Raw genomic sequence first — 23,797 nt, forward strand, 5'->3', positions numbered from 1 at the left:
CACGAAGTTGATGGCGAGTGCGCTCCTGTCGAAGCGACGGTCGCAATTGTCCAAGCAAACATGGAGCGCGTTTCATACTAGAAGACATATCGGCAAACGCGTGCCGATCAATCCTTCGATCGGAGGATGTGGCGGAATCGTCTGGGAGTAGAAGGACGATCCGGAATCGTAGCGGCTGACATGCGGATCGGATTGCGGGGCTGGCGATGGATGAATCGAAACTGTTCGACCGTGTCATCCTGAAGATCCTCAACGGGGTCCAGGTCGGCGCCGAGGTCTCACTCGTTCCGGGTGAATATTCGATCGGTTCCGGAAACGATGATGACATTCAATTGATCGACGTCAGCCTGCAGAGTGGCCAGGCGAGGTTGCGCATTGCGCCGGGCAAGATCGAGATTGCAGGCGGCTCGGGCGGCGTGACGGTCGGCGGATCGACCGATATCGCCGCGGGGTCGGAATGGCACGACGTCGAGCCGCTGGACATCATCACCGTTGGCATGATGCGCCTGGTTCTGGCACCGCCCAATGCCAACTGGACCACGCTGATCGAGCAGAACGAGCCGAAGAGCGAGGTTCGGAAGAGCGGGCTGTCGGCCTTCGTGGCGGCGCTGCCATCAGCGCTGAAGCTGAACGGCCGGACCGTACGATTGGCGATGCCGGTTGCAGCCCTGCTCGGCGTTATCGGGATCGGCGTTGCCTATCTCGCTTTCGGCAGCCGGGAGCGCTCGGTGCCCCGGGTCGAGCAAGCCGATACCGAACGGGTGGCGCGCGCAGCGCTGGATCAGTTTCCGTTCGGCAGGGCGGTCGCCTTGAAGCGAGAGGTCGACGGCACGGTGTTCGCGAGCGGCTTCGTCAAGGACGGCTTCGAACGCCGCGCTCTGGTGGCCGCGGTCGATAAGACCGGTGCGCAGGTCTATTTCCGCCTGGGCGTGTTGGAGGCGCTCAGGAGCGAGATCGAAGGGCTGATCAAGTCCGAAAAGATGCCCGTGAGCTACACGCTCTCGCCCAACGGAGAGCTCACGCTGGACGGCGTCGTTCTCAACGAGGAAGCCGCTCGGCAGTTCGTCGAGAAGTTGAGGGGGTCGATAGCGGGCTTGAACGCCGTCGAGTCCAGGATCCGAACCGGTCGAACGCTGCTCGATGACGTTCAGAAGATCGCGCGCACGGCGCAGATCGATCAGTTCGTATTGCTCCGGCTCGATGGCGAGCTGATCGAGGCGAGCGGCATTCTCCCGATCGAGAAGATCGACTCCTGGGTCGGATTCCTGACATCCTATTCGCGTCGGGTGAGCAAGGATATTCCGTTGCGATCCTTCGTCCAGCTGCAGAAGCCGGACGGAACGTTGGTGGGAGCGGCGACCCTGCCGGTCACGCTCGGAGCGCAAGGGGGTGATCGTACGCTCGATCGGGACAAGCTGCTGCAAGGGCAATACCGGATCGACGATCTGTTCGCCGGGGCCTCGCCGCAGGTGGCCGATGCCAAGCCGACGGGATCGGTGAGAGCGGCCGCGAGCAGCCTCATGGCCCCGCGCGTCAGCGCTGATCCGTTGCGGCTCGCCGAGCGTGCCAACGAGCTGCTGGCGGGATGGCGGAGGGGGGCGGACGACGCGACGGCGAGGGACTTCGAGTTCCTGTTGCAGCAGCGGCTCGCAATCGCGCGGCGCGGCAATGCTGACGAGCAGACCGACCGCGACAAGGCCGTTGAGAAGTACATGCCGCTGCTCGCGACCGGGAATCTTCAGGGGATCGCCAACGCTTGCCGCGTCGGATCGCGTCTCACGACCGAGAACCTGCCAACTGCGATCTTCTGGCTCGACCTGCTCAGCATCTCGAACTCCTACTCCTTGACGGAGTTTGCGCAGGAGGACCAGGCGTTCATCCTGGAAGCCGCACTGGACCCGAGGCTGGCGACCGAATGCCTTGCGCGCATTCCGGGGGACATTGCGCCGATCTCGCTGTATCTGAGCGAGGCGCCGCGCAATCCGGATTTCATTCGCTTCTTGCTGCGGGATTTTCGGCCATATGCCCTGGATGTATCCGGCGCGAGCGTGGTTGGAAGCCGCTACGTGCAGACCCGCAGCGGCGAGCGGATGCGCGAGGGTGGAGCACCCGACGGCGCCAGCCGTCTCGCGCTGGTGGGCGAGCTCGGCTCCGTGATCCAGCAGAAGAACGGTTACGCGACCGTCATCTACGCGCAGCAGCTGAACTGGTTGAACCAGAGATAGGCTGTCATCTACCGCACTCCACCCGGCGCCGCGATGCGTTAGCCAGGTCTGACCGGAGGTGCCGCCATGGTAACCTCGATCGCGGCGTCCGCATGGTTGCCGCGGAGATCTGGAGAGCGTCCCATGACCGTGTCGGCAAGCGCAGGCCAGTCCATCGCGTCAGTCCCCCAATCGCCGGCGGAGGCTGGCCGGGTGGATGAGGCGGTACGCAAGGAGAGCGTCACGCCTGGAAATCTGAGCCAGGACGTCGCGCAGACCGTCCTTGTCGGACAGCACGGGAGCTACGCAGCACCTGCGCAGGATGGTGCGCCGGTTCATCCCGGCGCGACCATTCCGGCTTGGCGTCTCGGAGAGGACGATGTGCCGGCGACGATGCGTGATCCCCCGCCGGGAACGGCGGACATACCCTTTGCCTGGAACGCGCGAGCGCCTCACGCAGAAAGCCAGACCGGTCACGTGGTGACAGAGGAATTGCCGCTACTGGGAAAGATCGGGGTGATCGACGCGCATGACGCGCCCGAGTTCGTTTATGAGCAGATCGTGGGCTATGGCGGAATGCAGATCGCTGACCGATCCGCGGACCGGCGGCTGGATTATGAGCATGTCAATGACATGTTCACCGGGATGACGAAGAAGCTGATACCCGTTCTGGTGAAGGCAGAGGTGAAAGTGGTGTGGACCGATACCCTGTCTTCGGACCAGCCCTTGGTAACCCGGATCCTGGCACGAGAGGGCGGCCCCAGTGAGCAAGACTGGAACATGATGCTCAAGAAGGTCGCGAGCGACCACAAGAACGTGCCCGACTTGTCGACGAGGCTGAAATCCGCCGTTGGATTTCTGAAGGCCGCTCACGAGCAAGGGATCGAGATCCGCGTGCTGAAGAAGGGCGAGCAACCGGTCCGCGCGCCGGGTGACGATGGTGCGTTCGTGGTTCTCGGCGGCGCCAGGGATAACGACAAACCGTTCCTCGACATCGACGTCACCCGCAGGGAGCATTTGGCGCCGGGCCAGATCAGGGCATTCGACGACAAGAGGAGTGTCATCGACGTCTGGCCGAACCGGCCGTCCCAGTCGCCGTCGCCTAGGCCCTCGTCCGCGTCCGCTACACGGAAGCCCTGGGATGATATCTGACGCGAGCCTGCGCAGGTCAGCGCCGCGTCCTGCGGGACCAGGGGCGGAAACCCTGCCATGACGTTCGACACATCATTTGGCGGCCGCGCGCGCTACCGGTTGGCAAGACGGACGCAAGGAACGGGACTGGAGCAGATCAGATGATCGAAACGACCCAACCTCGGCAGGTCGATGCCGACAATTCGATCCAGGGCGTGCAGAACCGGGTCGCGCCATCCAAACCGGAAAGCCGTGTCTCATCGGGCATCTCGACGCAGCAGTCCTCGGCGCCTGTGACCGTCGTTGCGGATCTGCATGTCGGGGTGAAAGGGACACCTGCCGCTCACGCGAAAGGACCGCTGGTGCCTGCATCGGCTTTCGTCGGTCCGGATGGCGTCACGAGCGGAGGAGGCGCCCCGGCTACGAAGCGGCCATCCACGCTGCTGGAAGCGCTCGAAGACTTCGATCGATCGTTCAAAGGGCCCGGCGATGCCAAGGACCGCGCGGCAAAGCTCACCAACCTGCTGTACTTCGCCACCCATCGAAAAACCGAGGTCGACAAGGTTGCGACCGGCCAAATCGTTCGAAACGTGATGTCGAGCATCGTTCAGCACGGCGGCACCGTTCCGCTGCTCGAGGCGATCGAAGCGCTCGACGTCGGGCAGGCCAACGTTGCGGCCTTGCCGCTCGTGCAGGCGATCGGCATCCTGCCTGGCGAAGACGAGAGAAAGTTGTATGCAGGAGCGCTGGTGATTACGCTCAATAGATTGCTTGCCGATCCGAGCAGTGACCAGGCGACTGTCGGCCGAGCCGTTTCGCAGGCCGCGGGATATACCGGCCAAGAGACGGTGGTGAACAGGGAGATTGCGAGCCTGAGCAGCGAGAAGCTCGACGCCTATAGCCGAGCGACTGTGCTGAAATACGTTGTGCGCGAGGGAACACCGCGCACGATGCAATCCCTGGTGAACAAGCTGCAACACCACCGCGAACTCGTTCCGGGAATCATCGCCCAGCTGGACGACCCCAAAGAAGCGCTCATAGTCCTTAGACGTCTCGCCACCGCGGTCGATCAGAATCACGGACCGCATCGGGTGGAACTCGCGAAGGCCATTCGTGTGAGCTGCATCAAATATGCGGCCACGCTGGTCGACCCCAGCCTGCAGGGTCCCTTCAAGAGGCTCGGCGAAAAGCTGGAGAGTGATCTGAAGTGACGCTTTGCGCTGCACGAGCGCCCTGATCGCGCCCTGCAACGGAATGGAGCGGGTCCGCGTGCGCTGCGCCGATCGGCTATTTCCTCGGCCGGTGGTCGCCGGCGTCCATGTCGATCACGCCGCGCTCGAGCGGGCCCTTGTAGAGCAGGTGCCGGTTCGCCTGGACCCAGACCAGCACCTCGGCGACGGCATCGAACAGCTCATCGGGCACGATATCCTCCAGCTCGGTTCTGGCGTAGAGCGAGCGTGCCAGCGTGACATTGCGGAAGATCGGCACGCCTGCAAATTCGGCCTTGGTGCGGATGACATGAGCCTGGCTGCCGAGCCCTTTTGCCGTCACGATCGGCAGTTTCACCTTGTCGCTGTCGTAGTGCAGGGCGATCGCGACGTGCGTGGGATTGACGACGATCGCGGTCGCGCGGCGGGCCTTCTGGCCGGCATCGCCCATCACCAGCTCCTGCGCCAGCCGGCGGCGATGGCTCTTGATGTGAGGGTCGCCCTCGCTTTCCTTGTATTCGCGCTTGCGTTCCTCCTTCGACATCATGAGGCCCTTGGTGTAGCTGTATTTCTGATACATGAAGTCGAAACCGGCCACGACGACGAAGGCCAGGGCCGAATACAGCAGCAAATCGCGCAGCATCGCTACGGTGATCGACGTCTGGCAGATCAACCCGCACGACAGCGAGGCGATGTAGGGGCCGATCGCGTCCTTGATGACGAGGTAGAGCAGGGTGGACAGGAAGCTGATCTTCACCAGCGATTTCAGCACCTCGACCAGCTGCTTCATGGAGAAGATGCGCTTCAGGCCCGAGGCGGGACTGACCTTCTCGAGCTTCGGCATCAGGCTTTCCAGCGCGAAGATCGTGCCGATCTGCAAATAGTTGGCGAAGATGCCGGCGATCAGCGCGGCGGCGAGGATCGGGAGCAGGATCGCGACCGTCTCATGCGAGGCGATCTCGATCGCCACGGCCGCGGTGTCGCTGAAGCTTCCGGTTTGCAAATACGCGATCTGGTCGAGCAACCCGACCAGACGTGCCATCATGTTCGGCCAGTTGAACCAGATGGTGGCGCACACGGCGGCGAGCGATGCCGTGGTCACGACCTCCTGGCTCTTCGCCACCTGGCCCTTGGCGCGGGCGTCGCGAATCTTCTTTGGGGAAGGCGGCTCGGTCTTTTCACCCGTCGACTGGCTCATTTGCGGCCTCCCGCGGCCGGTTCGGTGGCGGTTGCGGGTGGGCCGATCCGGTCGCCGAGCTTCAGAAGCCCATACATCTGACCGACGTTCCGCTCGAAGGAGGCGAACTGGCGCTCGACGAAGGGCATCAAGGTTGGCGCGTAGAAGACCAGCACCAGGATTGCGAGCACGCTCTTGATCGGCATCGCCAGCACGAAGACCTGCACCTGAGGCGAAAAGCGGCTGACGATGGCGAGGGCGAACTCGGCAAGAAACATCACGGCGAGCACGGGCGCCGCGGTCACGAAGGCCATTCGCATGGCGACGTCGACCAGGCCGAGCGCCATCCCGGGAAACAGATCCGATGCAATCGGGATGGCCTTGGTCGCCGGCCATATCGCGTAGGATTTGAAGACGACGCCCAGCACCAGGAGGAATGCCCCGGTCGACAGAACATAGGTCAGAAAGGCCTGAGACAGCAGCGTGCCCAAGAGGGAGGTTTCCTCGCCCTGCAGCGGGTCGATCGCGGACGCCACGGCCGCACCGCGTTGACTGTCGATCAGCCCGCCGGCGGCCTGTATCGCCCAGAACATCCATCCGACGACGTAGCCGGCCAGGAAGCCAACCGCATATTCCTTTGCGAAGTAGAGCGCGAGCGCGGCGGCGGAATGGTCGAAGCTCATCGCGTAGTCGAGATTGATGGGGGCGGCGATCAGGGCCAGCGACAGGATCGTCGCGGTGCGGGGCATCATGGGAACTGCGGCGGAGTTCAACAGCTGCGAGGCGCTGAGAAACGCGTAGAGCCGTGGCAAGGACAGCAGCAGCGCCAGGAAATAGTCGGTGTAGAGCCGAAACACCTCGACCAGGGCCTGCATCGGAAGCCTCAGGTCATCGCCGGGAAGTTGTTGAAGAGATTCATGGTGTAGGTGAAGATCTCGCCGCCGAGGAAGCCGGCCATGGCGGCGATGGTAACGGCGACGGCAATCAGCTTGGCGGCGAACGAGATCGTCTGTTCCTGCACCTGGGTCAGCGCCTGCAGCAGGCCGACGAGGATACCGACCCCGGAGGCAACCAGGATCGGCGGCAATGACAGCAGCAGGACCAGCATCATCGCCTCGTTCAATTGGTGCACGGCTTCATTGGGAGACATGGTGATCTTTCCTGGGCGATCGTTCCTGGGAATGGTCCGCGTCGTGAGTCGCGGGGGACGCGGTGAGGCGATCAATGGGAGTAGGTTTTCACCAATCCAAGGATCAGCCGAGACCATCCATCCACCGTGATGAACAGGAACAGCTTGAACGGCAGCGAAATGGTCAACGGGCTGACCATCATCATGCCGAGTGCCAGCAGGATGTTGGTGACTATCAGATCGATGGCGAGAAAGGGAAGGTAGAGCAGGAAGCCGACTTCGAAGGCTTCACGGAGCTGGCTGACGGTGAAGGCCGGCAGGACGATCACGATGTTGTCCGCCGTCAATCCGTCGGAGAGGGTCTTGGGCCACAGCTCCCGTGCCGATTCCAGGAAAAAGGCCTTCTCGCGGCCCGAGGCATGTTTGCCGAGGAAGCGCTCCAAGGGGCCGCGGCCGGTCTCGAAGGCGAGCTTCAGGCCGTCGGCGGTTCCGTAGTTCGGCTTGGCCGTGCTGACGAGATCGTACGTCTCCATGACCACCGGCGCCATGATATAGGCCGAGAGGATCATGGCGAGTGCGTTGAGCGCGATGTTCGGCGGCACTTGCTGGACGCCGAGCGCGTTGCGGACCAGCGACAGCACCACCGAAAGCTTGATGAAGCTCGTGGTCACCACGGCGATGAACGGCAGGAGCGCCGCGACCGCGAGGATGAGGATGAGGTTGAAAGGATCGGTCATTGGCGCGTGATGCCGGGGGTGCGTTAGGCCGGAGACGACATGACGCGGGTGATGCGTACACCGATGCGTCCGTCGATGCGGATCAAATCGCCTGTCCCGATCAGTTGGCCGTTGGCGCGGATCGCGACCTCTACGCCGTTGTCGAGCGCGGGCGGATCGAGCGAGACGATGGTGCCGGGCTGCCACGCCTGCACCTGGGCGAGCGGGATGCTCATGCGGCCGATGTCGAAATCGATGATGACGCCGAGTTCGGCCATGGCCGCGACTTGCGTCTCGGCCGTGGCGGATTCCTGGTGCGGATCTTCGCCGATCCGGGGCAGGGGATCGTGGTCGTCGGACATGCTGTTCACCCTCTCGAGCAAGGATCGTCGGTAGCGCTCGGTGACTTCGTGGCCGAGGCAGACCCAGGTTTCATCGGTGCGGCGGAACGCATGCGCGCGGCCTTGCGCTCGCAGCACGATGAGGTCGGGCGGCAACTGCGGGAGCGCAATGACGTCGCCCGGTCGGAGCCCCGCCAGATCGCGGTACGTCAACCGAAGGCTTCCGAGGGTGTGGCAGGCCTCGGCCGCGAGGCTCTCCGCCAGCCCCCTGTTGACAGCCGCGGGCGCAAACGCTCTTGCCGCGACCAGTGAGCCAAACGAGGACATCGTCGCGCCGAGGGACAGCCTGACCGGCTCGGCCGCGACGCGGTCGATGCTGACCGACAACCATTGCACGCCTTCGCCGATCTGCCGGGACACGGTCTCCAGCGCGCCGCTCGCGACGATTTGCGGCCTGCCCATGTGGTTTTCGGGAATTGCATCCCAGATGGTTCGCACGACGCCTTCCTCGATGCAGCTGCGCAGTGCAGGCGGCAGGTCACGAACGTCATGCATATCGAGATCGGCGCCAAACAGCGCCGTGAACGGGAAGGCGTCGATGATGGCCGCGAAGCGCGGACCGCCATCCGGTTGCAGCAAGAGTGCCGGCATTGCCGGATCGGGCGGATCGATCGCCGAAAACCGAAACGCCGCGGTGGAGCCGCCGTGCGACAGCGGCACGTCACGATACGACAGGATCGCGTTCCACAGCTCGTGGTCCTTGAACGCGCCTGACAATGCGGGCGGGTGCCAGTGAGCGATGGTCATGGGCGTAAGGCAGCGATCATTGCGGTGGGTGAGCCGTCAGAGAAACAGGCTGAGCGGCGGCGACGAAGCCTCGGGCTCCCGATCAGCCGATTCAGGACGCTTTTCGATATCGAGAATGCGGACGATCTTCTTGGACTGGCGCGTCAACAACCGGGCCGCGAGGGCCTCCGCGGCACGGACCAGCGCTTCCGAGAGTTCCGGGCCGACGCGCTCGAAGGTGACGTCCAGGGTGGTTGGCGTGACCGTGATGTAGAGCCCGGTCAGACCCAGGCCTTCGTGGGGAAAAGCTATGGCGAGCTGCAGCGGAGTGCCGTCGCGAGGCGCCATCTCGGCACGTATCGAGCGGTCGATCGCTTCCGTCACGGCGTTCACGATCGCGTCGGTCGACGATGTGCCGGCGGACGCGGGAGCCGCGTCGGCCGGCGTCGGCAATCCGGTCCAGCGCGGCTGCTCGGCGACGGCCACCACGCGCGGCTCCGGCATCTGCTGCTCCTGGCCATCCTGGCCCTGGGAATCGCGTTTCGACTCGCGGAGAGCGGCACGGAAGCTGCGGAGAAAGCCGGCCTCGCGGTCCGTCATCGCGTAGGACGATCCGGTGGCGTCCTCGTCGAAGTCGAGGCATCCGCCGTCCGTCAGGTCGGCCTGAGGGCCGGTGCGTGGATCGACGCCGACATTGTTCGGCGTCATGAGCCCGTTCCCGGGCAACGCGCCGCTGCCGGGTTTGCCGACATTGATCATCATGGCCTCCTGCTTCTCGAGCTGAACATGTCGTCGATCTCGATCTCTTCCCGGTAGATCGCCTCGCCGCGAACCTCGTCGCCGATCGTGTCGGTGAGGATCGAATATTTGTCGCGCTCCTTCATCGACCGGCGATGCGCGGCAACGGCGTCCTTCAATTGCCGCTCGAGGCGGGCGTGGACGTGCACGGCGCGTTCGGAGGCGTCCACCAGCCTGGCGTGCTGGCTCTCCAGCTGCCACAGCAGACCCTTGGTCTCTTCGATCTTGTCGTGGTCGATCACGCGGCCGATGATGGGTTCGTAAATGGCATCCTCGCGCTCCGGCAGCGTCCTCTCGCTGTCGCTGACATGGCTTCGCGCGCGGTCGAGCTCGGCGAGCGCGGCAGACACCTCGATGCGCTTGCTGTTCACCGCGCGCAATGCGCGGTCTTCCTTCAGCTCCTTGAGTCGTAGCAACAGCTTCAGCTGCTCGATCATGAGGTGAGCTCCGCGAGCTTGGCGAGCGTCGTTTCCATGTCGTCGAATTCGTCGGTTGCCTGCTGCAGGTACTGGTTGATCGGATCGTGCTTGTCGATCGCGAGGTCCGACTGCGGGTCCGAGCCCTTCTTGTATTCGCCGACCTTCACCAGCAACTCGATATCCGCGTAAGCTGCGAGCCAAGCGTTCACCTTGCGCGCCATGGCCGTCTGCCGTTTCGGGACGATCGTATCCATCACGCGGCTCTTGGAGTTGAGGATATCGATGGCCGGATAGTGGCTTGCCGCCGCCAGTTTTCGCGACAGGATGATATGGCCGTCGAGGATCGACCGGGTCTCGTCGGCGACGGGCTCGTTCATGTCGTCGCCCTCGACGAGGACGGTGTAGAGCGCCGTGATCGAACCGGTGTCGTTCATGCCGACGCGCTCCATCAGCTTCGGCAGCGTGGCGAAGACCGACGGCGGGAAACCACGCCGGGTCGGCGGCTCGCCGGCGGCAAGGCCGATCTCGCGCTGTGCGCGCGCGAAGCGGGTCACGGAATCCATCAGGAACAGCACCCGCTGGCCCTGGTCGCGGAAATACTCGGCGATCGCGGTGGCGACATAGGCGGCCTTGGCGCGCTCCATCGGGCTCTTGTCGGAGGTGGCGACCACCAGCACCGCCTTGGCCATGCCGTCGGGACCGAGGTCGTGCTCGATGAATTCGCGAACCTCACGCCCGCGCTCGCCGATCAATGCCAGCACCGTGACGTCGACATGGGCGCCCTTGACCATCATGGAGAGCAGGGTGGATTTGCCGCCGCCCGCCGCGGCGAAGATCCCCATCCGCTGGCCCTCGCCGAGCGTCAACAGGGCATCGATGGCTCGCAGCCCAGTGGTGAGCGGCCGGTCGATCACCCGCCGCTTCATCGGATCGGGTGAGCCCTTGTGGACGGGATACCAGGCCTCGGGCTCGAAACGCTCGGGTCGGCCGTCGATGAGGTTGCCGAGCCCGTCGAGCACGCGGCCCTTGAGCCCGGGACCGACTGCGACCGACTGCACGCGGCCGGTGCGGCGCACCTCGGTCCGCGGCGAGACGCCATGAGTTTCGCCGATCGGCGACAGCAGCGCCTCCTCCTGCAGGAATCCGACGCATTCGGCGAGCAGGCTGCTGCCGGTCGACCGCGTGTAGAGCTCGACGATTTCTCCGACCTGAACGTCCGGAACCGCGGCGTGGATGATGGTGCCGACGACTTTCCGCACCCGCCCCGTGAGATGAAACGGCTCGAATGTCGCGATCCGCGATTGCAGGTCGGTGACGAAGCCGGCCAGCCTGGAGGTGATCCGCGCCGACCGCGCGGCACGGATCGAGGCTGCGTCGAAGGCTGCGGTGTCGTTCGAGCCTGCATATTTGTTCACGGCTGGATCTCGTTCGAAGCGTCGCTGTGGTTGCTGAGGGCGTCGAGCACATCGGCGGCGGCCTTCGCATGCGCGCTGCGGATGACCGCTTCGAGCTCGGCGAACCGCTCCGCGATGTTGCCGTCGACGCGGCCGACACCGGTCTCGAGGATGATGCGCGATCCCTGCAGCGTCGCATCCTCGACGAGGTCGACGAGCTGGACTTCCGGGAATTCGTGCAGGATGGCCGCGATGCGTCCGCGAAAATGCGCGTGCAGGGTGGGCGAAACCCGAAGCTCGGCGCTCTTCTCGCGGCGCATCTGCCGCAGCGCGGCCTTGACCAGCGCCTCGGCCCTCGCCACATCGTCGAACCCGTCGACGAGCTTGCGGACGCACTCGACGACCAGGCGGGAAAGATCGCGCTCGATCGCGACCAGTCCCACATCGAGCGTGCGGCTCTCCTCGATGAGCTGACCGACCGATCGAATGCGCGCCTCGACGAGACCGTCCTCGTAGCCGCGCCGCGTCTCGCTCTGATACGACAGCTCGGCGCGATGGCGCAGTTCCGCCGCCGCAGCTTCCGCATCCGCGATCAGCCGATTGGCTTCCTCGATGGCTGCGAATTCCGATCGCGGCAGGACATGGGCACCGGCCGCGAGCGTGTAGTCGAATTCCTTCAATCGATAATAGCCGACCACGATTGCTGTCTCCGGCGCACGATCTTCACGATCTGATCGCAATGGATTGTCTCGAATCGTCCAACGGCGCTGGCGCGCGCGGCATAATCGGTTGCCGGCGGCAGGCGGAGCGCAAACGGCCCGGCGAGCGAGGGCTCGGTGGCGTCGAGAAACCTGCCGAGCGCGGACATCCCGAGCTGCTCGATCTGTCCGATATCACTGTGCTCCTCGGCCGGCCGTACCGGCTCATCGCGGGGCGTCAGGTCGAGCTCGCACAGTGCAGGATAGAGCACCGGGACTTCCTGGATGGCGAATTCGAAGACGCCGTCGCCGAGTGCATCGCGGATCCGCTTGCGATCGACCTTCATGACCGTGCCACGGATTTTCCGGGACAGGATAGCGGCTGCCAGCAGCCTTGCCACGTGCGTCACCTCGACCATCGGAGCCGTCAGGATAGCGACCGGGAGGCGAGAGGATGGCGCCCGGCGCAGGCGGCTGAGCATCGGCTCGTCGATTGAAACCGCATCGAAACCGATCCGGCCGGCGACGACGCGGTTGATCGGCGCCCGAAACGCCCGATGATCGGCCATGGCGCCGATCATGTCGGGATCAAAAGGATGGAGCGCGCGGTGGAACGGATCGATGTAGTCGATCGGACGGCGCAGCAGCGATGCGAGGCGCACGGCCAATTCCAGCATTCTGCCGTCGGCGCGCGGATCCGCTGTCGGGGGAATGTCGGTGAGCGGAGGCCGCGCCGGGTCGGGGAGCTCCGCGGCTCGCGCTGCCAGGACCGATGTCACGACGGCTCCACCATGGCCATTGCCGTTGCTGGTGATCGGGCGCTCCGTTCGTGCCGGCGGCTGCGCCACCACGACAGCAGGGAGATCACGCTATGGGCGAGCAGAACGACGAGCAGGGCAGCAGCTCCCGAGGCGACCTGCCAGAAACGGGCCTGGCTGCCTTCGAGGACGCTCAGACCGGGAAGAACCTCGATGGTCCGGGGCCGATCGGCCGGTCCTGCCGTGCTCAGCTTGGTCGGCGCCGCGTCCATCAGCACGACGGTGACAGCCGAGTAGTCCAGGCCCTCGACGGCGCTCGAAACCAATCGGCGGATTTGCGGCTGGAAGAAATCGAGGTCGACGCCGGGCTGGTGCTTGATGAAGACCGCCGCGGAGGAGGGCTTGACCGGTTGACCGAGGGTCGGAGAATCCGGAAGCACGATATGGACCCGCGCCGAGACGACGCCGTCGATCTGGCTCAACGTCTGCGACACCTCGGCGCCGAGCGCATTGATGTAGCGGACCCGCTCCTCGAACGGTGTCGACATTATGCCGGTCTTCTCGAACGCCTTTGCGAGCGACACGTAGCTGCTCTTCGGATAGCCGGCGTCCTTGAGCAGCGCTATTGCGCGCAACATGTCGCGCTGGTCGACCGAGATGGCGAAGCCGTCCTTGCTTCCCTTGGAGGCCTTGTCCACCGCGATGCCGTTGGCCGTGAGGACGGCGAGCATCTGGTTGGCGTCGGCTTCGGAAAGATTGGAATAGACTTCCTGCTGGCACCCCGCGAGCACGAGCGTAGCTAGAACGATCAAAGCCCTGATACGCAGGCCCATGCGGGCGGCTCCGCTTGCTGTGAGTCCTGGAAGCGACTGTCGTTGGCCGTCATTGCCCCTTGAGCAGGGACTCGAGCGCCTGTGTCGACTTTCCGGTCAGCTTCGAGGTGACGTCGACGAGCACGGAGAACTTTGCGACTTCCATCTGCATGGAGAGCAGCGTGTTGGTGTCGGCCGCCCGCACTGAGGAGAGATTGTTGATGCGGGCCTCCTGCTTGTCGAACACGCCGCGCAGATTCTGCAGGCCATGCAGGATCGTGTCGCCTTGAGGCGCCGTCTTCGGCGGATTGAGGTTCAGTGCGCGGCGCGCGCGCTCCTGCGCGTCCGCGGTGGTGCTGCTATTGGCAGCGACCTTTACCTCGGGGGGACGCGTCGCGGTCGTGCTGTCGAGGGACGATGAGGTGGTGGCGGACCTGTCCGTCGCGGTTCTTTCCATCGCGGCGGAAAACCGCTGGCCAGCTGCTTCGCTTGCTTCGAGCCGTCCGACCTTTGGGGTGCCCGCCTGTCGCGCAAAATCCGTCAAGCCAATGCTAGCCACGAGCCACTCTCCCGAAATAAAAAATCAAAGTACGGGCGATCCAGTGAAAGCCCCTTGTGGGTACGGGCTTATCACCAAAAATTCCGCCCAACATCCGTCGATCGAATGACGCGTCGTTGAATCGTCGATCAGCTTTTCGCGATGACGCGTGTGCTGCACAGTTCCATTCGAGAGATGCATGCCCTGTAACCTGCGGCACACGTCGCTGGCGATCGGGTTGATACCGTCGATAGGAAAACGGTTCGCCGAAGGAGAGGACGTTGGCAGTATCGGTCGAGACGGTTCGGCAGTCGATCGCCGCCGAGAACGCCAACTCGCCGGTTGGAACCGGGCTGATGGCCGAGCGGCAGGGCAGCTATCGCAGTGAAGCCGTACGGCCGACGCTCGAGAACGCGGTGATCACCAAGGCCGCGGCGCAGGGTGCTGGGGTGATGACGGCGGTGCGCACCAACGTCCAGGACCTGGCGCGCCGAGTCCAGCAGGACCCGCCGGTGACGACGGCGTCTCTCTATGAGACGCTGGCCGAATTGCCCGAGATCGACAAGACGGCGTTGCCGCGCATGTTCGAATTTATCGACGGCCTTGCGGAATTGGCCGGCGGCGATACCGCGCACGAGCACCTAGCCGAGGACAGCGAGCCGGTTGAAGGCGCTGATGCGCTTGCGGAGCAGGAGGCGGCGCAGGTCGACAGTGAGCGCGTCCGCACCATCGGTGACCGCGAAGGCAGCCGCGGTGGCGGCGACGGCGAGGGGCAGGCGCGGGACGAAGAGGATCTGGAGAGCAAGCTCACGCAGGCGCTCGGCAAGTTCGGCAGCACCACCGACAAGGCCACGGCCGTGGCGTTGGCGCGCGGCTATTTCGAGTCCAGGGGCGCGAACCCGCTCTTCCTCAACATGCTGAGCCTGCTGTCGGCCAAGCTGGACGGTATCGTCCCGCAGGCCACATTGGCGCAGGTGATTGCGGCGCAGGAAGCCCTGCTTGCAGCGGAATCGCTTGAAACGAGCCCCGCCGCAGTCCGCAGGCGGTACCGCAAGAGACTTCGCGAGAGGAAAAATCTCGGCGAATTGTTCGAGGAGCTCGTCGAGATCGGGTTGGAGAGCAGCCTGTCGGCGCTGCTCACCGAGATCGGGAGCGATCTCGCCGGCGTGACCAGGCAGAGCGATCGAGCTTTTCTGCGCTCGCTGACCTCCGAACTGAAGAAGCTCTGGCAGCTGAGGAGCGCGTGGGAAGACACGCGCGAGATGTTGCGCCTGACCGAGCCGCATCTGCCGCGCGTCGAATGGCGTCCCGAGCCGGTCAAGCTGACGTTGGTGCTGCTGTTGTTCTGTGCGAAGCCCGTGGTCGGTCCGTCCGACTCGCGTGCTCTGCTTGGTCCAGTCGCCAACGCGGCGCTCGCAAGCCAGGTGGTGTTTGCCAACGGCCTGATGGATCTGCACAGCAGATTGCCCGATGGAATCTGGTCCAATGCCAAGGAACGGATGCTGCAGCATCTGTCACTTGGCGCATTGTGCCAACGGCTCACCGAGGAAGAGGAGCGCCTTTATGAAGAGGCCAGCGGCGCGTCGGCGGCATAAAGCGAGATGGCCCAGCTTTCCGTGATGGCGCGGCGGGTCATCGAGACCTTTGCCGGGAATGCCGGAATTGTCGCCCAGGCGGCTCCGGATTTCAGCTACGGATTCGAGTTCGCCGAGCGGGGAACGCTGTCGATCGTGGCGGCGGAGGACGGCCAGCGGATCATCGTCTGCCTATCGCGCAGGCCGCGCCGCGCGGGTTCATCCGTGCTGAAGGATCTGCTCGACATTGCCGGCTACGATCCCTTCAGCGGAGCCATGGTCCATGCGGGATTGGCGCTGGATGGCGCACTCGCGCTCGCGATCGACATGGACGAGCCGCGCTTCGATCTGCAATCGCTCGACGAGGCGCTGTCGCGGCTCGACGAACTCCATCGCTCGATCTCGTGATGGGATAGGTCATCCACGATGACGCGCGATGATGGCTTTGCTGTAACAACGCTCGAAAATCTCGCTTGGCGCCGCTCCAGATTAGCCCGGCATTGCCCCCGCCGGACTGAAACGGCTGCACTTTTGGAGCTGTCCATTGGGGCAATGACTGAGAAAACGTTTTGCATCGTTCGAACGTAGGACGCCTGAATTCCATTGGTCTGGCAAGGAGGAGTTCGGGGGACACCATTCGTGTTTGCGCCCGCGACGATATTGGTCCGCGGGACCTGGAGATTTGAGCTTGAAGTGTGTTTCTCGCGAGAGTTGTTCGACGCCGTCACCGGTTCACCGAGCCGTCGCTATCGGCGAGACCCCCAGGCGCCAAGCCGGACCTGTCCGCAGCCTGAACGATCGCGTGACGCTTCCGAACGCCTCGCCGCCCAGGCCGGACGAAAGAAGGACCGCCCTCTGATGATACGTGCAGGGCGCTCTGCCGTTGCGACAGTCGCGGCGCTGATCCCGGCCGCATTTCTGGTGTCGGGCTGTGCGTTCCTGAACGCCGATAGCTGTGCGGATCGCGCCAACCTTCCGCCGGACCAGCTCGAATTCAGGGGCTGCAACGGCGGTGTGCTGTCGGCCGAGACGACGCGGGAAACTGTCTATCGCGGCGATGACAGCTCGCGGCTTTGGACGGGGCCCGAAGTGCGGCGCGGCGCCAATGTTGACCCAAGCAGGGTCAACCAGCCGCCGGCGTCGCGTTCGCCGATCTCGGCCTGGTCTGGCTCTCTGAAGATAGAGGTTCCCTCGGAAGAGGAGGTGACCAGCAAGGATGCTGCGGAGATCCGGTCGGCGGGAGGCAACAAGTTCGATCCCGACGAGAAGGTCACGGTGAAGTTCGAGAAGGCGTCGCTCGCCTTCTTCCTGAAGCAGATGCTGGGCGGTGCGCTCGGCGTCAACTATGTCGCGCCGGACGATATGACGGGGTCGGTGACGTTCCGCACCGAGCAGCCGATCTCCAAGAACCAGGTGCTGCAAGTCGTGCGCGACGTGCTCGGCCGCAACGGCCTCGAGATGCGTTACATGAACGGCGTGTACCAGATCGCGACCTCGGAGGCGATGACCGGGCTGCAGCAGACCGTGGCGCCCGGACGAGCCACCGATCAGACGACCCGCGTGCTGCGGCTGCGCAAGGGCAGCGCCAATGAGGTCATCGCCTTCGTGCGGCAGCTGGTGCCAGAGGAGATCACGATGGTCCCCGCAAGCGGCGGTGCCTCGATCGTGGTGAAGGCACCGGCGACCGAGCTCGACAAGATCGCGGAGCTCGTGAGCATCTCCGACAGCAGCCTCGGCGACGATCGCGTCGCCATCGTTCCCCTGAGCCAGAGCTCGCCGGAGAAGATAGCTCAGCAGCTCGGGGAATTCTATCGTGCGCAGGCGCAGGCCGCGACCATCGTTCCGCTCGACAACCAGCAGGCGCTGTTGATCGGCGCCAAGGACAGGAGGGCGCTGCAGGGCCTGAAGGAGCTGATCCGGCGTCTCGATCGCGACACCGGCGGTGATCTGGCGATGCGCATCATTCCCTTGATCCATCTCGGTGCCGACGAGATCGTGCCGCAACTGACGGCGATCTACGCCGCGAGCGGCGGCGTTGCGGCTGCGGCCGCCGCGCCAGCGGCGGCGCCCGTGGCCGCGAGCGCGCAACCGGGCCAGGCCGCGGCGTCCGCTCCGTCGGCGGCCCCGGTGCCTCCGGTCCAGGTGCCCCGCGGCGTCGCGCCCGAAGAAGGCGGCTTCAGCAGCCCCGGTTTTGCGCTCGGGGGCGGCGCATCGCCGCCGGCAGGCGGTGCGGCGCCTTCGGGCAATGGCAGCACCGCTGCCGCCATCGCGTCCAGCCTCATCGGCCAGGCGCCGGTCGCCGTCGCGGTGGCTGGAGCGCCGCCCGTGAAGTTCGTCGCCGACACGCGCAGCAACGCCGTGATGGTCTATTCGTCCTATTCCTTCTTCAAGCTGATCAGGGATCGGTTGAAGGTGCTCGACGTGCCGCAGGCGCAGGTGGTGATCGAGGCGACGGTCGCGGAAGTGACGTTGAACGATACCCTGGCTCGTGGCGTCGAGGCGTTTCTCAGCGGAAAGGGATTGGAGGTCGGCTCGACGCCGCACGGCGCGGTCACCGCGAACCAGGGCGGAGGGTATGTTCGTGCGAAATTCGGGGTACAGGGTGCGACGGTCGATGTGGTCCTGCGGGCCTTGCAATTGGTGACCAATGTGAAGGTCATCTCGACGCCATACCTGACCGTCGTCGACGGCAAGACCGCGCGCCTCGTCATCGGCGACCAGATTCCGTTCTCGTCCTCGACGGCGACCGCACAGCTCAACACCGGCACCACCGTGACCCAGCAGATCACGGTCAAGGACACCGGAATCGTTCTGGAAGTCACGCCAAAGATCCGGGCCGACAGTTCGGCGTTGTTGACGATCGACCAGCAGGTCAGTGACGCGGTGCCGAACGACACGACAGGCGGATTGACGCCGACGATCAAGACCCGGCAGGTGAAGTCGGACATCATGGTGCAGTCGGGCGCCACAGTCATGCTGGCAGGGCTGATGCAGGAAAGCGTCGATCGAACCGAGACTGGCATTCCGGTGGTTCGCAAGGTTCCGGTGCTCGGTGAGCTATTCAAGCAATCGGAGGAACGCGCGGTCCGCCGCGAGCTGATCGTCCTGATCACGCCGCGGGTGATCCGGGCCTCGAACCAGATCGAGAACATCACGCGCCAACTGCGCGGAGCGATGCGCATCCGCGAATGATCCCACGGACTGCGGAACGACCGATGGAACGATCGGCCGTTACGTCAGAATCGGAACGAATAAATGCTCTCCTCGCGCAAATGCGCGAGGGTGCTGAACAGCAGGGAGCGCTCCTCGACCCGCGCTTCGTGGGATCGCCTCGCGTGATTGTCGAGATAGCTCTCGAATTTGTGCGCGGCTTCGACCTGTTTCTTCGTCTCCAGCGGCGAGCCGAGCGGCAGCGGGTCTCGGCCGCCCGCCTCGGTCTGAAAGCGCGGCAGGGGAGCGGCGGTGCGCTGAATGGGATCGCTGTCGAAGGGCATGGCTGTCTCCGTGTCTCGCTACGTCGTGGCGGCCGACAATGCCCGGCGTCGGCAGAATTCCACCCAGATGATGAAGATCAGCCCGCCCAGGATGACGATCGCGTTGAGGGCCGCCCGTGACCAGCGCGCGATTCGATCGCCGGTGCTGCTCGGCTGCATCTGGTCGCCTGCGGCCTTGAACGCCCGTGCGGCTGCCTCGTCGCCGCCCGACTGGAGCAGCCGGGCAAGTCCATGGCGGAACCGCGCGCGATCGGAGGGCCTCGAGACCAATCCCATGAAATCGTCAGACCAGCCGTGGTCGCTTGTCACCGAGCTGCTCTTGAGCGCCTGCGGCACCGACATTTCGCGCCAGCTCGCGCCCGATGCCTCAAGGGCCGCGAGCACAGCCCGGTAGAAGCGTGGACTGAACACATAGAGCCCGATGGAAACCTTACGCGGCGCGATCAGACGAGCGAGGCGCGGCGTGACATCGTCGGCGAGGCCGAGACGTGCGGTCCGGCCCTGCGATGTCACGACGATCCCCTGGTTGAGCAGGTCGATGCGGATCGAGTCCGAGTCCTGACGGCGTTCGTACAGAAGGTCGAAGAGATCCTCGCTGCCAAGCGGTGTGCGGTCGACACTGACGAGATCGTTCTCCACGTCGATGGGCGAAAGGGCCGTCGCGGGGGAACCCGGTGATCCCGGCCGGGCGCCGAGCAGCAGGATGAGAACGAGCAGCAACAATGCGAACAAATTCGCGGCAATGTCGGTCAGGGCGGATAGGCCGGCCGGCGCGGATTTCATCGAACTTGCTCGCTTGGAAGAGGCGGCCGCCGCGCGCAGTGTAGCGCGATGGTTCGTTCGCAACCGGAATCCAGCCGCACCTGGCGTATGCGCCGAATTCCATGCCGGCTCGCGATCACCTCGAGCTGAAACGCTGCTTCGCTGCCGCCCGGCGCGATGAACAACACCAGCGGTTCGCTGGTGCGCTGCATCCCCTGCAATGTCGCGGCCAGGGTCTGGTCGAGGAACATGCGGTCCAGCGGGATCAGAGTTGTCGGGGGAGCGTCGATCGCAAGACCGGCTGCGGTGGCCAGCCAGGGTGTCACGCGGCGCCCATCCAGTTGAAACTCGACCTCCGCCTCCGCCGTCGATGCGTCTCGCTGCGGCAGGCTGGGCAGGATGGCGAGGACCGCTAACACGATGATGGCTGCGACGCTGAGCAGGAGATCCGCCAGCGGGTCGCCCGCCAGCACTGGATCGAATTCCTCGTGATCGGGCATGACGGCCCCGAGGATCCCGGGCGGGTTGGTCATCGGGCCTCCCGTGTCTTGTCCACGATCAGCATGCACATCGCGGCCAGTTCGGTTTCCCGCTTCTCGAGCAGACCGAGGGCGAGCGAGCAGATGATGCTTGCGATCAAGCCGAGCAGCGTGGTCTCGAATTTGACCGCGAGCCCGGCGAGGCTCGCGGAAATGTCGATATTGTGGCCCGACGAAGCGTTCAGATCATGGGGGAGGTCCGATATCGCGCTTGCGAGGCCAATCACCGTACCGAGAAAGCCGAGCAGCGGCAGAAGCGGCAGCAGCGACCGCACGAACTGGCGTGACGCCCACTGGAAACGATCGAAAGACAGCGCCGTCAGGCGCGACGGACCTGCAACCTCCGCTCCCGCGCCATCGATCGCGGCATTCAGCAACCGGACCGCGCGGGTGTGAGCGGCCGGGGCGAGCTGCCGGGTGAGGATGGCGGAGAGATCGACGCGGCGACCATTGCCGCGCTCGGCCTCGATCGTGCGGCTGAAGCCGGCGATCACCCTTCTGTCGGCGATGTGCAAGGACGCGGCGTCGACGATCGAGGCCATCACGACAAGGAACAGGAAGACGATGGCGCTGTGCACGATGGTCCGTCCGAGCACGGCGGACACGACGACGGACTGCACCTGTCCGGAGCCGGGAGCGAAGAGGTGAGGTATCACCAGATAGAACAGGAGGATGAGGAAGCAGGCGAGGGCGACCGGCGCCGCGGCCGACTGCATCTCGACCGGTCCGGTCCGGTCGAGCGGCCGTAGCCAGAAGCGCGCGAAAGCGAGGTGGCTTTCGCTCGCCAATGCACGGCTTGCCATCAGCGTCACGAGAAGCTGAGGCCAGACGGGAAAGCGGGCGACGAGGGCGACGAGCGGTTCGCCGGCCGACACGGCCTCCACCAGGAACGGAAACAGCAGCGCGTGGATCGTTCCAGCCACGAGGCCGCCGCGCAGCCACCGGTGGTGGATCTTCCATGCGCCGAAGCCGGTCGTGACGAGCACCGCAGCAGCAACCACGGGCCAGTGCTCGAAGCCGCCCGAGCCAAGATAAAGCAGGTAGGAAACGATGAAGCCGATGCTGTAGATGCGCACCCGCCAATGTTCGACGCGAAGCCTTGTATCGACCTGGCCGGCCGGCCCTGCGGTGGCGGCGGTCGAGGTCACGCGGCGGAGAGCTGGTTGACGAGCTTGATTCTCTCCAGCGGCTGCACGTTCGAGCTCGGCTCGAGCTCCTGATAGGACAGCACGGTCAGATCGGGAAAGTCGCGCTCGATGACCTTGCGCATGAAACGGCGGATATCCATCGGCGCGAGCAGAACGGGCGACAGGCCGTGCTGGCCGGAACTGCGGATCACGTTCTTCATCGAGGCGATGAGCTGGCGATGGATGTCGGGCGCGAGCGCCAGATAGGAGGCGCCACTGGTCTGCCGGACGGCGCCGCGCACGGCGTCCTCGATCTCCTTCGACAGCAGGTAGGCGGGGATGATGTTCTGGCCGCCCGAGAACTTGTGGGTGATGTAGCGGGACATGGCGCCGCGCATGTGCTCGACGAGGATGATGGGATCCTTTTCGCGCTGCCCCCACTCGACCAGCCCTTCGAGGATGGTGCGCATGTCGCGGATCGAGATCTGCTCCATGACGAGCCGCTGCAGAACGTCGGTGATGGTGATGACCGGCAGGACGCGCGTGGCCTCGCGCACGAGCTCGGCGAAATTGTCCTCCATCTGGTTCATTAGGTACATGGTCTCCTGAATGCCGATGAACTCCGACGCGTGGCTCTTCAGCACGTGAGCCAGGTGATAGGTCAGCATGCTGGAGGGCGTCATGACCTGCATGCCGGCACGCTCGACCAGCGGCAGATGCTTCATCTGAACCCAGTAGCTGGGCGTGTTCGGCAGAAAGTCCTCGCCGCGTTCGAATGGAATCTCGAACATGTTGAGGTTTTCCTCCGTCTCGCGAACGATGAACCAGTTCGGCTGCAGCATGCCCGCGGCCACCGGAATCTCGTTCACCAGGATGCGGTATTGGCCCTCGCGCAGATTGTCGTTGAGGCGGAGGTGAACGCCGGGGAACGGCACGCCGAGATCGAAATAGAGCGCCCGGCGCACGCGCGCCACCTCGCGGTCGAGCTTGTTCGGACGGATCGAGTTGCGCACCGCGGAGGAGAGGTCGACGATCAGGGGAACGACGAGGGTGAATTTCACGTTCTCGATCGGCTCGTTGTCCTCGGCATCCTCCTTCGGAAAGGAGGGGACGTCGCCACCGGAGAGGGCCGCCGCGAGCGCCGGCATTTCCTGCGTGCGCTGGTCGGACAAATTGCGCTTGCGGGCGCGCGCGGTCAGAATGCCGGCGCCGGCGCAGGCCATCGACAAGGCGATGAAGACGATCGGCGGGAAGCCGGGCACGATGGCGAAAATACCGAGGATGCCGGCCGTGATCATCAGGGCCTTGGGCTCGTTCATGAGCTGGGAGGCGATGTCGGTGCCGAGATCCTTGTTCTCCTCGGAGGAGACGCGGGTGACGATGAAGCCGGCTGTGATCGAGATGAACAGCGCCGGAATCTGCGAGACCAGGCCGTCGCCGATGGTGAGGAGCGAGTAGCGCTCCAGCGCCTCGGCGGCCGTCATGCCGTGCTGCAGCGTCCCGATAGCGATGCCGCCGATGAGGTTGATGGCGATGATGATGAGGCCGGCTATGGCGTCGCCCTTGACGAATTTCATGGCGCCGTCCATGGCGCCGTAGAGCTGACTTTCCTTCTCGAGCTTATTGCGCCGGCGCTTCGCCTCGCCGAGCTCGATCTGGCCTCCGCGCATGTCAGAATCGATCGACATCTGCTTGCCGGGCATCGAATCGAGCGAGAACCGTGCGGACACCTCCGCAACCCGTTCGGATCCCTTGGTAATGACCATGAAATTGACGATGGTCAGGATCAGGAACACCACGAGGCCGACGACGAGATTGCCCGCGACGACGAACTGGCCGAACGTTTCGACGATGTGGCCGGCGTCGGCCTGGATCAGGATGAGGCGGGTCGTGGAGATTGCCAGCGCGAGACGAAACAGCGTGGTGAGTAGCAGGATCGAGGGAAACGAGGACAGTTCGACCACGTTCTGAAGATAGACCGAGGCCATCAGCAGGATCGCCGCGAGCGTCAGGTTGATGCCGATCAGGAGATCGATCACCTGCGTCGGCAGCGGCAGGATCATCATGAAGACGATGCAGACCAGCATGAATGCCAGCATCAGGTCGTTTCGCTTGGAGATCGTTCGCAGGAAACCGGTCAGCATGTTCAATTCCTCGTATCGTCTTGCGGCGGTCGCGGCGGCAAGCCCGCC

The 23,797-nt window shown here is 64.5% G+C and carries 23 protein-coding genes; 6 read left to right on the forward strand and 17 right to left on the reverse strand.

Translation table 11 applies throughout. The annotated features are described in order from the left end of the window. Positions 1-206 precede the first annotated feature (206 nt). The 3 genes from XH83_RS13085 (at position 207) to XH83_RS13095 (ending at position 4,546) form a co-directional block, all read left to right on the forward strand. Positions 207-2,225, forward strand: coding sequence for a hypothetical protein (locus XH83_RS13085; protein WP_194407388.1), 2,019 nt, complete (start codon positions 207-209; stop codon positions 2,223-2,225). Positions 2,226-2,348: 123 nt separating this feature from the next. Beyond that, positions 2,349-3,356, forward strand: a complete 1,008-nt coding sequence (locus XH83_RS13090) for a hypothetical protein (protein ID WP_194407389.1) — start codon at positions 2,349-2,351, stop codon at positions 3,354-3,356. Between the two features lie 140 nt (positions 3,357-3,496). Beyond that, positions 3,497-4,546, forward strand: coding sequence for a hypothetical protein (locus XH83_RS13095; RefSeq protein ID WP_194407390.1), 1,050 nt, complete (start codon positions 3,497-3,499; stop codon positions 4,544-4,546). Between the two features lie 76 nt (positions 4,547-4,622). Here XH83_RS13095 and sctU read toward each other — a convergent pair whose 3' ends face one another. From sctU to sctI, 12 genes are all read right to left on the reverse strand, one after another. Further along, the gene (gene sctU, locus XH83_RS13100) at positions 4,623-5,741 is read right to left on the reverse strand and encodes a type III secretion system export apparatus subunit SctU (protein WP_194407391.1); all 1,119 of its coding nucleotides are present in this window, start codon (positions 5,739-5,741) and stop codon (positions 4,623-4,625) included. After that, positions 5,738-6,595: a type III secretion system export apparatus subunit SctT gene (gene sctT, locus XH83_RS13105; protein ID WP_194407392.1), complete on the reverse strand. Its 858-nt coding sequence runs from the start codon at positions 6,593-6,595 to the stop codon at positions 5,738-5,740. The genes sctU and sctT overlap by 4 nt, the downstream gene beginning before the upstream one ends. Positions 6,596-6,603: 8 nt before the next feature. After that, positions 6,604-6,870: a type III secretion system export apparatus subunit SctS gene (sctS, locus tag XH83_RS13110; RefSeq protein ID WP_194407393.1), complete on the reverse strand. Its 267-nt coding sequence runs from the start codon at positions 6,868-6,870 to the stop codon at positions 6,604-6,606. Between the two features lie 71 nt (positions 6,871-6,941). Next, positions 6,942-7,586 (reverse strand): type III secretion system export apparatus subunit SctR, encoded by a 645-nt coding sequence (gene sctR, locus XH83_RS13115; RefSeq protein ID WP_194407394.1) that lies wholly within the window; start codon positions 7,584-7,586, stop codon positions 6,942-6,944. A gap of 23 nt (positions 7,587-7,609) precedes the next feature. Continuing rightward, positions 7,610-8,713 (reverse strand): FliM/FliN family flagellar motor switch protein, encoded by a 1,104-nt coding sequence (locus XH83_RS13120; RefSeq protein ID WP_194407395.1) that lies wholly within the window; start codon positions 8,711-8,713, stop codon positions 7,610-7,612. Between the two features lie 36 nt (positions 8,714-8,749). Then, entirely contained in the window at positions 8,750-9,451 is a 702-nt protein-coding gene (locus tag XH83_RS13125) for a hypothetical protein (protein ID WP_194407396.1), read from the reverse strand. Continuing rightward, a complete protein-coding gene (locus XH83_RS13130; RefSeq protein ID WP_194407397.1) occupies positions 9,451-9,927 on the reverse strand; it encodes a YscO family type III secretion system apparatus protein in 477 nt (158 codons plus the stop codon). The genes XH83_RS13125 and XH83_RS13130 overlap by 1 nt, the downstream gene beginning before the upstream one ends. Next, the gene (sctN, locus tag XH83_RS13135) at positions 9,924-11,249 is read right to left on the reverse strand and encodes a type III secretion system ATPase SctN (protein WP_371746360.1); all 1,326 of its coding nucleotides are present in this window, start codon (positions 11,247-11,249) and stop codon (positions 9,924-9,926) included. The genes XH83_RS13130 and sctN overlap by 4 nt, the downstream gene beginning before the upstream one ends. A gap of 71 nt (positions 11,250-11,320) precedes the next feature. After that, on the reverse strand, positions 11,321-12,001 hold the full coding sequence (locus XH83_RS13140; RefSeq protein WP_194407398.1) for a FliH/SctL family protein: 681 nt from the start codon (positions 11,999-12,001) through the stop codon (positions 11,321-11,323). Continuing rightward, positions 11,980-12,582: a hypothetical protein gene (locus XH83_RS13145; RefSeq protein WP_210347002.1), complete on the reverse strand. Its 603-nt coding sequence runs from the start codon at positions 12,580-12,582 to the stop codon at positions 11,980-11,982. The genes XH83_RS13140 and XH83_RS13145 overlap by 22 nt, the downstream gene beginning before the upstream one ends. Before the next feature lie 194 nt (positions 12,583-12,776). Continuing rightward, on the reverse strand, positions 12,777-13,592 hold the full coding sequence (gene sctJ / locus XH83_RS13150; protein ID WP_194407400.1) for a type III secretion system inner membrane ring lipoprotein SctJ: 816 nt from the start codon (positions 13,590-13,592) through the stop codon (positions 12,777-12,779). A gap of 49 nt (positions 13,593-13,641) precedes the next feature. Further along, complete coding sequence (gene sctI / locus XH83_RS13155) at positions 13,642-14,130, reverse strand: type III secretion system inner rod subunit SctI (protein WP_194407401.1); 489 nt, start codon at positions 14,128-14,130, stop codon at positions 13,642-13,644. A 335-nt stretch (positions 14,131-14,465) separates the two neighbouring features. Between sctI and XH83_RS13160 the strand changes: the two genes are divergently transcribed. The 3 genes from XH83_RS13160 to XH83_RS13170 all read left to right on the forward strand — a co-directional run bounded on the left by XH83_RS13160 (position 14,466) and on the right by XH83_RS13170 (position 18,875). Beyond that, positions 14,466-15,704 carry a hypothetical protein gene (locus XH83_RS13160; protein WP_194407402.1) on the forward strand — a complete coding sequence of 413 codons (1,239 nt, stop codon included), beginning with the start codon at positions 14,466-14,468 and terminating at the stop codon, positions 15,702-15,704. A gap of 6 nt (positions 15,705-15,710) precedes the next feature. Continuing rightward, a complete protein-coding gene (locus XH83_RS13165; RefSeq protein WP_194407403.1) occupies positions 15,711-16,091 on the forward strand; it encodes a hypothetical protein in 381 nt (126 codons plus the stop codon). Positions 16,092-16,541: 450 nt separating this feature from the next. Next, a complete protein-coding gene (locus tag XH83_RS13170) occupies positions 16,542-18,875 on the forward strand; it encodes a hypothetical protein (protein ID WP_194407404.1) in 2,334 nt (777 codons plus the stop codon). 44 nt (positions 18,876-18,919) lie between these two features. Here XH83_RS13170 and XH83_RS13175 read toward each other — a convergent pair whose 3' ends face one another. From XH83_RS13175 to sctV, 5 genes are read right to left on the reverse strand one after another with little or no spacing between them, the layout of a single operon-like run. Beyond that, a complete protein-coding gene (locus XH83_RS13175) occupies positions 18,920-19,177 on the reverse strand; it encodes a hypothetical protein (RefSeq protein WP_194407405.1) in 258 nt (85 codons plus the stop codon). Between the two features lie 18 nt (positions 19,178-19,195). Continuing rightward, positions 19,196-19,960 (reverse strand): hypothetical protein, encoded by a 765-nt coding sequence (locus XH83_RS13180; RefSeq protein WP_194407406.1) that lies wholly within the window; start codon positions 19,958-19,960, stop codon positions 19,196-19,198. Beyond that, the gene (locus XH83_RS13185; RefSeq protein ID WP_194407407.1) at positions 19,957-20,472 is read right to left on the reverse strand and encodes a hypothetical protein; all 516 of its coding nucleotides are present in this window, start codon (positions 20,470-20,472) and stop codon (positions 19,957-19,959) included. Before XH83_RS13185 ends, XH83_RS13180 begins: the two co-directional genes overlap by 4 nt. Then, positions 20,469-21,626 (reverse strand): MotA/TolQ/ExbB proton channel family protein, encoded by a 1,158-nt coding sequence (locus XH83_RS13190; protein WP_194407408.1) that lies wholly within the window; start codon positions 21,624-21,626, stop codon positions 20,469-20,471. Before XH83_RS13190 ends, XH83_RS13185 begins: the two co-directional genes overlap by 4 nt. Then, entirely contained in the window at positions 21,623-23,749 is a 2,127-nt protein-coding gene (gene sctV, locus XH83_RS13195; RefSeq protein ID WP_194407409.1) for a type III secretion system export apparatus subunit SctV, read from the reverse strand. Before sctV ends, XH83_RS13190 begins: the two co-directional genes overlap by 4 nt. Positions 23,750-23,797 lie beyond the last annotated feature (48 nt).

This window comes from Bradyrhizobium sp. CCBAU 53351 (genome assembly GCF_015291745.1).
Classification (GTDB): Bacteria; Pseudomonadota; Alphaproteobacteria; order Rhizobiales; family Xanthobacteraceae; genus Bradyrhizobium.

Excerpts from the sequence above, each read along its gene's own strand:
- XH83_RS13085 (WP_194407388.1), top strand. The coding sequence starts at position 207 with ATGGATGAATCGAAACTGTTCGACCGTGTCATCCTGAAGATCCTCAAC.
- XH83_RS13090 (WP_194407389.1), top strand. The coding sequence starts at position 2,349 with ATGACCGTGTCGGCAAGCGCAGGCCAGTCCATCGCGTCAGTCCCCCAA.
- XH83_RS13095 (WP_194407390.1), top strand. The coding sequence starts at position 3,497 with ATGATCGAAACGACCCAACCTCGGCAGGTCGATGCCGACAATTCGATC.
- sctU (WP_194407391.1), bottom strand. The coding sequence starts at position 5,741 with ATGAGCCAGTCGACGGGTGAAAAGACCGAGCCGCCTTCCCCAAAGAAG.
- sctT (WP_194407392.1), bottom strand. The coding sequence starts at position 6,595 with ATGCAGGCCCTGGTCGAGGTGTTTCGGCTCTACACCGACTATTTCCTG.
- sctS (WP_194407393.1), bottom strand. The coding sequence starts at position 6,870 with ATGTCTCCCAATGAAGCCGTGCACCAATTGAACGAGGCGATGATGCTG.
- sctR (WP_194407394.1), bottom strand. The coding sequence starts at position 7,586 with ATGACCGATCCTTTCAACCTCATCCTCATCCTCGCGGTCGCGGCGCTC.
- XH83_RS13120 (WP_194407395.1), bottom strand. The coding sequence starts at position 8,713 with ATGACCATCGCTCACTGGCACCCGCCCGCATTGTCAGGCGCGTTCAAG.
- XH83_RS13125 (WP_194407396.1), bottom strand. The coding sequence starts at position 9,451 with ATGATCAATGTCGGCAAACCCGGCAGCGGCGCGTTGCCCGGGAACGGG.
- XH83_RS13130 (WP_194407397.1), bottom strand. The coding sequence starts at position 9,927 with ATGATCGAGCAGCTGAAGCTGTTGCTACGACTCAAGGAGCTGAAGGAA.
- XH83_RS13145 (WP_210347002.1), bottom strand. The coding sequence starts at position 12,582 with ATGATCGGCGCCATGGCCGATCATCGGGCGTTTCGGGCGCCGATCAAC.
- sctJ (WP_194407400.1), bottom strand. The coding sequence starts at position 13,592 with ATGGGCCTGCGTATCAGGGCTTTGATCGTTCTAGCTACGCTCGTGCTC.
- XH83_RS13160 (WP_194407402.1), top strand. The coding sequence starts at position 14,466 with ATGGCCGAGCGGCAGGGCAGCTATCGCAGTGAAGCCGTACGGCCGACG.
- XH83_RS13165 (WP_194407403.1), top strand. The coding sequence starts at position 15,711 with ATGGCCCAGCTTTCCGTGATGGCGCGGCGGGTCATCGAGACCTTTGCC.
- XH83_RS13170 (WP_194407404.1), top strand. The coding sequence starts at position 16,542 with ATGATACGTGCAGGGCGCTCTGCCGTTGCGACAGTCGCGGCGCTGATC.
- XH83_RS13175 (WP_194407405.1), bottom strand. The coding sequence starts at position 19,177 with ATGCCCTTCGACAGCGATCCCATTCAGCGCACCGCCGCTCCCCTGCCG.
- XH83_RS13180 (WP_194407406.1), bottom strand. The coding sequence starts at position 19,960 with ATGAAATCCGCGCCGGCCGGCCTATCCGCCCTGACCGACATTGCCGCG.
- XH83_RS13185 (WP_194407407.1), bottom strand. The coding sequence starts at position 20,472 with ATGACCAACCCGCCCGGGATCCTCGGGGCCGTCATGCCCGATCACGAG.
- sctV (WP_194407409.1), bottom strand. The coding sequence starts at position 23,749 with ATGCTGACCGGTTTCCTGCGAACGATCTCCAAGCGAAACGACCTGATG.